The sequence below is a fragment of the Streptomonospora sediminis genome (assembly GCF_054778995.1).
The window spans coordinates 21139-33267 of the sequence record NZ_BAAGYZ010000040.1 but is presented as its reverse complement, the minus strand read 5'-3'; the positions used below and the strand labels follow the sequence as shown (position 1 = coordinate 33267).

Annotated in this window: 7 protein-coding genes; all 7 read right to left on the bottom strand. The window is 69.0% G+C overall.

Annotation, left to right across the window (positions count from 1 at the left end; genetic code table 11):
- Window positions 1–45: 45 nt before the first annotated feature.
- Complete coding sequence (smpB, locus tag ACYVD5_RS10595) at window positions 46–510, bottom strand: SsrA-binding protein SmpB (RefSeq protein WP_461000794.1); 465 nt, start codon at window positions 508–510, stop codon at window positions 46–48.
- A 60-nt stretch (window positions 511–570) separates the two neighbouring features.
- Complete coding sequence (gene ftsX, locus ACYVD5_RS10590) at window positions 571–1479, bottom strand: permease-like cell division protein FtsX (protein WP_461000793.1); 909 nt, start codon at window positions 1477–1479, stop codon at window positions 571–573.
- A gap of 75 nt (window positions 1480–1554) precedes the next feature.
- The gene (ftsE, locus tag ACYVD5_RS10585) at window positions 1555–2244 is read right to left on the bottom strand and encodes a cell division ATP-binding protein FtsE (protein ID WP_461000792.1); all 690 of its coding nucleotides are present in this window, start codon (window positions 2242–2244) and stop codon (window positions 1555–1557) included.
- 374 nt (window positions 2245–2618) lie between these two features.
- Window positions 2619–3725, bottom strand: a complete 1107-nt coding sequence (gene prfB / locus ACYVD5_RS10580; RefSeq protein ID WP_461000791.1) for a peptide chain release factor 2 — start codon at window positions 3723–3725, stop codon at window positions 2619–2621.
- A 135-nt stretch (window positions 3726–3860) separates the two neighbouring features.
- The gene (locus tag ACYVD5_RS10575; RefSeq protein ID WP_461000790.1) at window positions 3861–8783 is read right to left on the bottom strand and encodes an NAD-glutamate dehydrogenase; all 4923 of its coding nucleotides are present in this window, start codon (window positions 8781–8783) and stop codon (window positions 3861–3863) included.
- Between the two features lie 432 nt (window positions 8784–9215).
- Window positions 9216–9968, bottom strand: a complete 753-nt coding sequence (locus ACYVD5_RS10570; protein WP_461000789.1) for an HAD family hydrolase — start codon at window positions 9966–9968, stop codon at window positions 9216–9218.
- Between the two features lie 227 nt (window positions 9969–10195).
- Window positions 10196–11830 carry an L-glutamate gamma-semialdehyde dehydrogenase gene (gene pruA, locus ACYVD5_RS10565; RefSeq protein ID WP_461000788.1) on the bottom strand — a complete coding sequence of 545 codons (1635 nt, stop codon included), beginning with the start codon at window positions 11828–11830 and terminating at the stop codon, window positions 10196–10198.
- Between the last annotated feature and the right edge of the window lie 299 nt (window positions 11831–12129).

The following is a 12129-nucleotide window of genomic DNA, read 5'->3' as shown; positions in this document are numbered from 1 at the left end:
GGCGAAGGTGACGGGGGGACACCCTGGCGATCCTTTCACAACGCCTCAGCGACGGCGCCGCAGCGCGCGTTCGATGTCGCGTTTGGCCTCGCGTTCGGCGATGTCATGGCGTTTGTCGTATGTGCGCTTACCGCGCGCCAGCGCGAGTTCGACCTTGGCCTTGCCCTCGCTGAAGTACAGCGACAGCGGCACCAGGGTGCGGCCCGACTCCTGGGTTTTGCCGATGAGGCGGGCGATCTCTTCGCGGTGCAATAGCAGTTTGCGTGGTCTGCGGGCGCTGTGGTTGGTCCACGTCCCGTGCGCGTACTCGGGGATGTGGACGTTCTCCAGCCACACTTCGCCGTCCTTGACCTGGGCGAAGCCGTCGACCAGGGAGGCGCGCCCGGCCCGCAGCGACTTCACCTCGGTGCCGGCGAGCACGATGCCGGCCTCGTAGGTGTCGTCGATGTGGTAGTCGTACCGGGCCCGCCGGTTCTGCGCGACGAGCTTGCGTCCTTTTTCCCGTGGCACAGGATTTCCCTTTCTCCACCGCTCTCGTCCGGCGGGCCGCCGATCGGCCGCTACCTGCGGTTATACCCGCAGATAGCGCCGCAGCGTCAGGAACGAGGCGACCGTGCACAGCAGGACACCCAAGATCAGCGACACACCGATGACCGATAGCAGCGATCCGGTCGAGAGCGTGACATCGAACTGGAACCACTCCTGGATCCGTGTCAGCAGCAGGAAGCGGGCGGCCACGATGAACCCGGAGGCGATGATGCCGCCGATCAGGCCCGCGATTGCGCCTTCGAGCAGGAACGGGAGTTGGATGTAGAAGTTCGACGCACCGACCAGGCGCATGATCCCGGTCTCCTTGCGGCGATTGTAGGCGGCAAGCCGCACGGTGTTGCCGATCAGCAGCGCAGCTGCGGCCAACTGTACGAAGGATACCGTCAATGCCGCCGCGGTGAGGCCGTCGAGCAGGCCGAAGAACTGCTCCAGGACCGCCTGGTCGTCGTAGATGGTGTCGATGCCCGCTCGGCCGGTCATTTCGTCGGCCACAACCTGGTACTGGCTCGGGTCGACGAGCTGCACGCGGAAGTTGTCGGGGATGTCGCCCTTGCGGACGGCGTCCACCATTGCCTGGTTGTTGGAGAAGCGCTCCTGGAAGTCCTTATACGCCGCCTCGCTGCTGACGTACTCGACGCTCTTGACCTGGCCCATCGACTCCAGGTCACTCTGGATCTGCTGGCGCTGGTCGTCAGTCGCGGGACCGTTCTCCTCACACGTGTCGGAGTTGGAGATCTCCGTGCACATGTAGATGGTCAGGGTCACGCGCTCGTCCCAGTACTGGCGCATTTGCGAAACCTGCTGGTTGATCAGCAGACCGCCGCCGAACAGGGCGAGAGAGATGGCCACCGTGGTGATGACCGCCACGGTCATCGTCAGGTTCCGACGCAGACCGATCCAGATCTCGGAAAGTACGAATTGTGCACGCATGAGAGTTAAGGGTCCATCCTCGTGGGCTTCGCCGCGCTGCACTGACCAACGCAGGAGCGCTGGCAGGCCCGAGCGTCAGTACGCCTGTCCGTAGACGCCGCGGGTCTGGTCGCGCACGACCTCGCCCTCTTCGAGCTCGATGACGCGCTTGCGCATCGAGTCGACGATGGCGGCGTCGTGGGTGGCCATGACAACGGTCGTCCCGGTCCGGTTGATTCGGTCGAGCACCTTCATGATGCCGATCGAAGTAGCGGGGTCGATGTTCCCCGTGGGCTCGTCAGCCAGCAGGATCTGCGGGCGGTTCACGAACGCCCGCGCGATGGCGACCCGCTGCTGCTCGCCACCCGACAGCTCGTCGGGCATGCGGTCGGCCTTGCCCTCAAGGCCGACGAGTTCGACGACCTCCGGGACGACCTTGCGGATGAACCGCCTCGGCTTGCCGATCACCTCAAGGGCGAAGGCGACGTTCTCGAAGACGTTCTTGTTCGGCAGCAGCCGGAAGTCCTGGAAGACGCAGCCGATCCGGCGCCGCAGGTGCGGGACCTTCCAGTTGGACAGGCGCGCCAGGTCCTTGCCTGCGACGTGCACCCGCCCTTTCGTGGGCTTCTCCTCCTTCAGGACAAGCCTGAGGAACGTTGACTTGCCCGAGCCGGAGGGACCGACGAGGAAGACGAACTCCCCCTTGTCGACGTCGATGGAGACGTTCCCCAGCGCCGGGTTCTTCTGGGTCGTATAGACCTTGGTGACGTTCTCAAAGTGGATCACGGCAGCATCACAAGGTTCTCGAAGGTAGGGGCGCCTCAGCGGAAAACTCGGTCCACAGGAGGCAGTACCGGCCACAGGGCCAATCGTCAGTGTAGAGGTGATCGCAACCCGGAATGTCCAAATCGGCCCGGAGCCCTTGCAGGGATGACCCCGAAGGCGGGCGGATGCTCGGGCGGCCTCGACCGTACACGCGTGATCGACCCCGGCTGTGCTTAGGACAGCAGATCAGACCATATCGGAAGTGTCAACCACTGGTAACGTTTAAGTATACCGAGCGCCGGGTTGCGGTCCTGCCGCGATGCCCGCAAGGCCCGCGGAGCAGCAGTGCAACTGCGGCGGGGCCGGCACCTGCACCGGCCCGCCGCCGCGGCGTATCAGCTCTCCTGGCTGCGCAACCAGCGGATCTCGGCGTCGATGAACGAGTCGATCTCGCCGTCGAGCACACCGCCGGTGTTGCCGCTTTCGGCGCCGGTGCGCACATCCTTCACGCTTTGGTAAGGGTGCAGGACGTAGTTGCGCATCTGCGTGCCCCAGCTGCTGACACTCTCGCCGCGCAGTTCGTCGAGTTCGGCCTGCTCCTCGCGGCGCTTGCGCTCCAGCAGCTTGGCCTGCAGCATCCCCATCGCGGTCGCGCGGTTCTGGATCTGGGAACGCTCGTTCTGGCACGAGGTCACGATGCCCGTGGGCAGGTGGGTGATGCGCACCGCGGAGTCGGTGGTGTTGACGCCCTGGCCGCCCGGGCCGCTGGAACGGTAGACATCGATGCGCAGCTCGCTCTCGTCGATGTCGATGTGGTCGCTCTTCTCAACGACCGGGACCACGTCCACACCGGCGAACGAGGTCTGGCGCCGGTTCTGGTTGTCGAAGGGCGAGATCCGCACCAGCCGGTGGGTGCCGTGCTCGCCGCGCAGCGTGCCGTAGGCGAACGGCGCCTTGACCACGAAGGTCGTGGACTTGATGCCGGCCTCTTCGGCGTAGGAGGTCTCGTAGATCTCCGTGGGGTAGCCGTGCCGCTCGGCCCAGCGCAGGTACATCCGCTGCAGTATCTGCGCCCAGTCGGCCGCGTCGATGCCGCCGGCCTGGGAGTTGATGCTCACCAGCGCCTCGCGCTCGTCGTAGGGGCCGCTGAGCAGCGTGCGGATCTCGATTTCGCCGATGTCGGCGCGCAGCGATTCGAGTTCGGCGTCGGCCTCGGTGCGGGTGTCGGAATCGTCCTCGGAAGCGGCGAGTTCGAAGAGCACGCTCAGGTCGTCCAGGCGGCGCCGGATGGTGCCGACCTTGTTGACCGTGGACTCCAGGTGGGACAGCCTGCGGGTGACCTGCTGAGCCTGGTCGGGGTTGCTCCACAGCTCGGGGTCGGCAGACTGTTCGCGCAACTCCTCGATCTCGCGCTGCTTGGCACCGAGGTCCAGCACGGACTCGACGCTCGCCAGCGTGGACGAGAGTTCCTTGATCTTGTCTGCGGGGTCTAGGTCTGCCACAGGCCCAAGTCTAGGGCGTCACATGCGCGCTGCCTGCCAGGCGCAGGCCCTGGGGACCACGAGAGCCGCACGGCAGCGCCGGGTGCGCATCCGCCCGGGCCGGCGCGGCCCGGGCGGATGCGCACGGTGCGGGTCTTACTCGGCCGAAACCAGCGAACGCACCGAGCGCAGCGCCACCGAAAGCGTGGAGAGGTCGTACTTCTCGGCTTCGTGGATCTCGCGCAGGGTCTGCTCCGAGCGGTCGACCGCCACCCGGTTGCGTTCGATCCAGCGTTCGCGCAGGCGGTCGGGGGAGTCGCCGGGGTCGCCGCTGAGCAGTACCGCGCGGGTAAGCCCGGCGTGGGCGGCGTAGAGGTCGTCGCGCAGCCCTGCCCGCGCCATGGTGACCCACCGGTCGTGGCGCGGCAGCGCGATGATGCGTTCGCGCAAAGTGCCGATCTGCAGGCTTTCGGCGAGGTCGAAGTAGACCTCGGCGACCGCCGGGAGTTCGCGCCCGGTGCTGTGGGCGATGGCGACCAGGTCGAAGGTCGAGTACGCCGGAACCATCCCAGCCACCCGTTCGGCCAGTTCCCCGGGCACCCCGTCCTTGACGAAACGGTCGCGCCGCTCGGTGAACAGACGCAGGTCGCGGCCCTGCAGCAACTGGGGCAGCTGCGGCACGATCTCGGCCACGCCCTCGGCGAAGAAAGCGATCTCGGCGCCGAGGTCAAAGGGCGACTTGCGGTTGCGCAGCAGCCAGCGGGTGCCGCGTTCGGCGAGCTTGCGGGTCTCCAGCAGCAGCGCCAACTGCACGTCGACGTCGAGCCAGTGGTCCATGCGCTCGATTTCGCGCCACAGCTCGCGCAGCCCGAACACCTCGCGCACCACCAGGTAGGCGCGGGCGATGTCGTCGGGCGCGGCCCCCAGTTCCTCGCCGATGCGGAAGGCGAAGGTGGTGCCGCCCCGGTTCACCATGTCGTTGACGACCTGGTTGGCGATGATTTCGCGGGCCAGCGGGTGCTCGGGCATGACGTCGGCGAAGCGCTCGCGCAGCGCGGTCGGGAAGTACTCCACCAGCGTCTGGCCCAGGTAGGGGTCGCCGGGCAGGTCGGAGTCGGCGATCTCGTCCTTGAGGGTGTTCTTGGTGTAGGCGAGCAGCGTGGCGAACTCCGGGCCGGCCAGCCCCAGGCCGGCGCTGCGCCGCGAGGCGATCTCTTCGTCGCCGGGGAGCTCTTCCAGCTTGCGGTCGAGCAGGCCGTCGCGTTCGAGGCGGCGCAGGAACCGGGCGTGGACGTGCATCATGGCGCCGGCCTGCTTGCGCGCAGCCGCCAGCACCACGTTCTGCGCGTAGTTGTTGCCCAGGACGAGTTCGGCGACCTCGCCGGTCATGCTCTTGAACAGCTCGTCGCGTTCGGGCTTGGTGAGGTTGCCTTCGCCGACCTCGCGGTCGAGCATGATCTTGATGTTGACCTCGTGGTCGGAGGTGTCGACGCCGGCGGAGTTGTCGATGAAGTCGGAGTTGACCCGGCCGCCCTTGCGGGCGAACTCGATCCGCCCGGCCTGGGTCAGCCCGAGGTTGCCGCCCTCGCCCACGACCTTGCAGCGGAGGTCGGCTCCGTTGACCCGCACGGGGTCGTTGGCCTTGTCGCCGACATCGGCGTCGGACTCGTTGGAGGACTTGACGTAGGTGCCGATGCCACCGTTCCACAGCAGGTCGACCGGTGCGGCGAGGATGTGGCGGATGAGCTCGAAGGGTGTGAGCGCCGTGGTTTCGGCCTCGATGCCCAGTGCCCGGCGGACCTGCGGGGTGATGGGTACCGACTTGGCGGTGCGCGGGTGCACCCCGCCGCCCGCCGAGATCAGCCGGGTGTCGTAGTCGGCCCAGGTGCTGCGCGGCAGGCCGTACATGCGCTGACGTTCGGCAAAGGAGCGCTCGGGGTCGGGATCGGGGTCGAGGAAAATGTGGCGGTGGTCGAAGGCCGCGACGAGCCGGGTGTGGCGCGACTGCAGCATGCCGTTGCCGAAGACGTCGCCGGACATGTCGCCGACCCCGACGGCGGTGAACTCCTCGTTCTGCACGTCGGTGCCGAGCTCGCGGAAGTGGTACTTGACCGACTCCCAGGCGCCGCGGGCGGTGATGCCCATTTCCTTGTGGTCGTAGCCCACCGAGCCGCCCGAGGCAAAGGCGTCGCCCAGCCAGAACCCGCGCTCGATCGCGATGCCGTTGGCGATGTCGGAGAAGGTGGCGGTGCCCTTGTCGGCGGCGACCACCAGGTAGGGGTCGTCGGAGTCGTAGCGCACAACGTTGTCGGGGTGGGCGACGCGGCCGCCGACCCGGTTGTCGGTGAGGTCGAGCATCCCGCTGATGAACTGCTTGTAGCAGGCGATGACCTCGGCCTGGACGGTGTCGCGGTCGCCGCCCGCGGGCAGCTGCTTGCACACGAACCCGCCCTTGGACCCGCTGGGCACGATGACGGAGTTCTTCACGGTCTGCGCCTTGACCAGTCCGAGGACCTCGGTGCGGAAGTCCTCGAAACGGTCGGACCAGCGCAGTCCGCCGCGGGCGACCGCGCCGAAGCGCAGGTGCACGCCTTCCATACGCGGCGAGTAGACGTACATCTCGTAGCGCGGGCGCGGCGCGGGCAGGTCGGGGATGCGCCGGGGGTCGAGCTTGTAGACCAGGTAGGGCCGGGGTTCGGCGGTGCCGCCCTGGAAATAGTTGGTGCGCAGGGTGGCTTCGATGGCGGCCAGGAACGACCGCAGGATGCGGTCCTGGTCGAGGCTGGCCACCAGGTCGAGTTCGCCGCGGATCTCCTCGGTGATGGCCTCGCTGCGTTCGGCGCGCCCGGTACCGAGGCCGGGGTCGAAGCGGGACTCGAACAGCCGCACCAGCAGGTTGGCGAGGTGCACGTTGGCCACGAGCACGTCGGCGATGTAGGCGGGGCTGAACGTGCTGCCGGTCTGGCGCAGGTACTTGGCGTAGGCGCGCAGGATGGTCAGTTGCCGCCAGTCGAGGCCGCCGCGCATGACCAGGGCGTTGAACCGGTCGGATTCGCCGCGGCCCTGCCATAGCGCGGTGAAGGCCTCTTCGAACAGGAACTTCAGCCGGTTGGGTGGGAGCTCGACGGCCTCGGTGATGGGGGCCAGGCCGAAGTCGTAGATCCAGGAGCGGCCGGTGGCGGAACCGGCGATGCCGTAGGGGCGTTCGTCGCGGACTTCGACGCCCATGTGTTCAAGCAGCGGCAGGACCCGCGACAGCGAGATCGGGTCGCCCTTGCGGTAGACCTTGAGCCGCCACTCGCCGGAGGCGCCGCCGGCGGGGCGGTACAGGTTCACGGCGAGTTGGTCGTCGCCGAGCAGGTCCAGCCGGTAGACGTCGTCGACGGCGACGGAGGCGGCGGTGTCGACCTTGTAGCCCTCGGGCAGCGCCGAGCCGTAGTCCTGCAGCAGCTCGCCGGCACGTTCGGCGCCGAAGCGCGCGCGGAGTTCGTCGCTGAGGTCGTCGTCCCAGGAACGGGTGGCCGCGACGACCTCGGCCTCCAACGCAGCGTGGTCGACCTCGGCCAGGATGCTGCCGCGTTCGGCGCGCACGACCAGGTAGAGCTGCGCGAACGGCGCCGAGCCGACCGCGACGCTGTGGTCCATGGTGGCGCCCGCGAAGGCGCGGCTCATGACGTTCTGGATGTGCAGCCGCACATCGGTGTTGTAGCGGTCGCGCGGCATGTAGACCAGGCAGGACATGAACCGGCCGTAGGGGTCGCGGCGCAGGAAGAGCTTGGTGCCGCGGCGCTCGCGCAGGCGCAGCACGCCCAACACAATGTCGTAGAGCTGGTCGACGGGGGTCTGCAGCAGTTCCTCGCGGGGAAAGCCCTCAAGGATCTCGATGAGGTCCTTGCCGTCGTAGCTGTCGGGTTCGAAGCCGGCCAGGCCCAAGACCTCGGCCTGCTTGCGCTTGAGGATGGGAATCTGGGCGATGCTGGTGGTGACGGCTTCGTGGGTGAACAGGCCCAGGAAGCGGTACTCGCCCACGACCCTGCCCTCGGCGTCGAAGTGCTTGATGCCGATGTAGTCGAGGTACTTGCGGCGGTGCACGGTGGCGCGGGAGTTGGCCTTGGTCAGCACGAGCACGTGGGGTTCGCGCGCCTTGGCGCGGGCCTCGGGCGGCAGGGCGGCGAAGCTCTCGGAGTCGGTGGCGTCGGCGCGCAGCAGGCCCAGCCCGGTGCCCGGGCGCGGGCTCAGCCCGAGCTGCTCGGCGGAGTCGCCGGCGGTGGCGGGGACCTCGGGGGATTCGGGGGTGCCCGAGGCGCTGACCAGCGCGTACTCGCGGTAGCCCATGAAGTGGAAGTGGCGGTCGGCGACCCAGCGCAGGAACTCGACGCTTTCGGAAAGCTCGCGGGAGTCGACGCCGGCGGCGGTGAGGCGTTCGGCCGAGCCGGCGATGTCGTCGGCCAGCAGCAGCGCCTGGCGGCGCATCCGGCCGGAGTCTTCGTCGACGTTGTGCACGTCGGCCAGGACGCGTTCGAGGTCGGCGGCGAGTTCCTTGCAGGCCGCCGGACCGCTGCAGCGGTCGATCTCCAGGTGCATCCAGGATTCCTGGAGCGGGGCGGGGCCGTCGGGCTCGTACCCGGGGGCGGGTTCGACCTCTTTCAACGCGCCGGTGACATCGCGCGCGACCCGCAGCTGCGGGTGGATGACGAGTTCGTAGCCGATGCGGCGGCGGCCGAGTTCCATGGTGACGGAGTCGACCAGGAAGGGCGCGTCGTCGGTGACGATCTCGACGACGGAGTGGCCGGTCTCCCAGCCTTCGTGGTCGCTGGTGGGGGTGTAGACGCGCACTTTGGCCCGGCCCTGCGGCCGGTGCCGTGCGAACTCCAGGTGGGCCGCTGCCGGACCGCAGATCTCGGCGGGGTCGCGCTCCTGCAGCTCCTCGGTGGCCACGTGGCGGTAGTAGTGCGCGAGGAACTGCTCCATTCCCTCGGGTACTCCTGCACCGTCACCGGTGAATCGGGGCCAATCTGAGCAGTGCGTGACCGCGTCACGCAGCAATCGGTCCTGAACGGCGTCTTGCTGCCCGGACATCGTGCGACGTCACTCCCTTGTGAGTCGTAGGGGGCCGGCCCCGGACCGGCGGGGAGGGTTCCGGGACGCTCTTTGGGTCCTGTGAAATTGTCGGACGCCGCGCGGGCGCCCGCGGGTTCCCGCTTTGCCGGGTGGGACCGCGGGAGCGGGAGACCTGTGCGCACAGGTGCGGTTGCACGACCGGACTCCGTTGTCCGGCCCCGCCGAACCCAGATTACTGGTTCGGGTCCCGCGGATTTGTGATCAACACCGTTAACTGTGCGTTTCGGCTGTTAGGAGCGGATTGCGCAACAATGCGACTGCGGACGTACCGGGTACAACCGCTGCCAACAGCCAACCTATGCCCGCAGCATGCGGCGGCAAGTGCTGCGCCGGTATCGGCCGTTGTCGGCCAGCGCGGGATGGCGGACCGCCGATTCGGGTACGGGGGGTTCACCCGGTGCCGGCAGCGGCGGTGGCAGTGTGCACGGCGCTGAGTAGTTGTTGGGGGTCGGCGAGGTCCTCGATCACGTGTTCGGCACCGGCGGCCCGGAGTTGGGATTCGGTGGCCGACCCGCTCACCACCGCGATCGGGGTGGCGTGGCCGATGATGGCGGCCTCGACATCGCGCGGGGAGTCGCTGATGTAGACGGTGGCGGACTCGGGGAACTCGGAGCCGTGGGCTTGGGCGGCGCGCATGCGGGTGAACTGGAGCAGGCTGGCCTTGGGGTAGTGCTCGGAGCCGAACCCGCCGATGCTGAGGTCGAGATAGCCGTCGAGCCCGAATGCGGCGAGTTTGGCCACGGCGTTGGCCATGATCGTGCCGGTGACCACGGTCTGCACGGTGTCGGGCAGCCCGGCGACGGCCGCCAGGGATTCCTGCGCGCCGGGCATGGCCCTGCCGCGCGCGGTGAGCTGGTCGCGGCGGCGGGCGAACGCCTCGCCGAGGGCGTCGATGAAGTCGGTCAGCGGTTCGTCGCCGGGGTCCAGGCGGACGTCGTTGCGCGCCAGGAACTCGAAGAAGATCTCGGAGTCGGTGCGGCCGCCCGTGGATGCCAGGTAGACCAGCGGCACCCCGGTGACCTGTTCGAACGCTTCGGCGTAGGCCGCACGGGTCACCTGGGCGACGTCGACGAGCGTGAGGTCGATGTTCCACAACACCAGCCGGCTGATGGCAATCTCCTCAAGGAAGGGACGTGCGGGCATGTCACCATAATTTTGCCTCACACCGGAACCGTCCGGCCGACTCCGTCCACAGGCCGTTCGAACACACTGCTCGGCGGCCGGCGCGCGGTGTGCGAGCGGGGGCCGGCGCAACTCCCCCGCCGCGGTCGGCGTCACCAGTCACCGTAGTCCAGCCCGGACGCCCTGCGGCCCGCCCGCCGGCGCAGGATTCCGACGGTGCGGGCTCTCCGGGCTCTCCCGCACCGGACTCAGCCGCGGCCCATGTGCGGGTAGCGCCAGTCGGTGGGCGGGGTGAACGCCTCCTTGATGGCGCGCGGGCTGGTCCAGCGCGCCAGGTTGAACACCGAGCCGGCCTTGTCGTTGGTGCCGCTGGCGCGGGCGCCGCCGAACGGCTGCTGGCCGACGATGGACCCGGTGGGTTTGTCGTTGATGTAGAAGTTGCCGGCCGAGAACCGCAGCGCGGCGTCGGCGCGGGCGATGGCATCCCTGTCGCGGGCGATGACCGCGCCGGTCAGCGCGTAGGGGGCGACGTCGGCCATCTGTGCGAGCACCTGGTCGTAGCGGGAGTCGTCGTAGACGTGCACGGCCAGGATCGGGCCGAAGTACTCGTTGCGGAACACCTCGTCCTCGGGGTCGCCGCACTCCAGCACGGTGGGTTCGATGAAGTAGCCCACGCTGTCATCGGCGCCGCCGCCGGCCAGCACGGTGATGGAGTCGGCGTCGCGCGCCCGTTTCAGTGCGGCGGCGTTCTTGGCGAAGGCGCGGTCGTCGATGACGGCGCCCATGAACGTCGACACGTCGCCGGTGACATCGCCCATGGTCAGCTGTTCGACCTCGCCCAGCAGGTCGTCGCGCAGCGCCGGCCACACGCTGCGCGGGATGTAGGCGCGCGAGGCCGCGGAGCACTTCTGGCCCTGGTACTCGAACGCGCCGCGGATCAGGGCGGTGCGCAGCACGCCGTGGTCGGCCGATGGGTGGGCGACGATGAAGTCCTTGCCGCCGGTCTCGCCGACGATGCGGGGGTAGGAACGGTATTCGGCGATGTGCTCGCCCGCGGTGCGCCACAGGTGCTGGAAGGTGCCGACGGAGCCGGTGAAGTGGATGCCGGCGAGGTCGGGCTGGGCCAGGGCGGTCTGCGACACCGCGCGGCCGTCGCCGGTGACCATGTTGATGACGCCGGGCGGCATCCCGGCCTCCTCCAGTACCCGCATCACGTAGTGGGCGGAGTAGGTCTGGGTGGGCGCGGGTTTCCAGACCACCACGTTGCCCATCAGCGCGGGCGCGGTGGGCAGGTTGCCGGCGATCGCGGTGAAGTTGAACGGGGTGATCGCGAGGACGAACCCCTCCAGCGGCCGCAGCTCTTGGCGGTTCCACACGCCGCGGACCGAGATCGGCTGCTCTGCGTAGAGGCGCCGGGCGAAGGCGGTGTTGAACCGCCAGAAGTCGATGAGTTCGCAGGCCGCGTCGATTTCGGCCTGCTGGATGGACTTGGACTGGCCGAGCATGGTGGCGGCGTTGACCCGCGCGCGGTGGGGCCCGGCGAGCAGGTCGGCGGCGCGCAGCAGGATGGCGGCGCGGTCGTCGAAGGACATGGCGCGCCAGGCGGGTGCGGCGGCGCGGGCGGCGTCGATGGCCCGCTGGACCTCGCCGGGCGTGGCGTTGGCCATGCGGCCCAGGACGTGGGCGTGGCCGTGCGGCTTGAGCGCGGGGATCTGCTCGCCGGCGCCGAGGCCGCGGTCGTTGCCGATGACCTGCTGGATCTCGGTTTCCTCGGCCGACTGGCGCGCGATCTCGGCTTCGAGCTCGGCCCGTTCGGGGCTCCCCGGGGCGTAGGCCAGGTTGGGCTCGTTGACGGGGACGGGGACATTGGTGACGGCATCCATCGCTAGCCTCCCGATCGCAGACGGGGCGGCGGGCCCGGGCGGGTAGGCGGGCGCAAGCGCGGATGCGCGCGCCGGCCCTCGGGCGCCACGCGATGATGCATACCCGCCCCGGCCGGGTCGGTAATCGTCGGGTGGGGGTGGTGGGCGTGGCGGGGTGATGGTGGACTGGACCGGCCCGATCCGACGCGGGTCCGCTCGGCGGCCTTGCCAGCGGCCGGCTCAGGGGCGGACTGGACGTGAAAAGCAGCGGCAACGGCCGCAGGCGGCTGGGGCGGGCGGCCACCGCTCCCGCCCGCAGG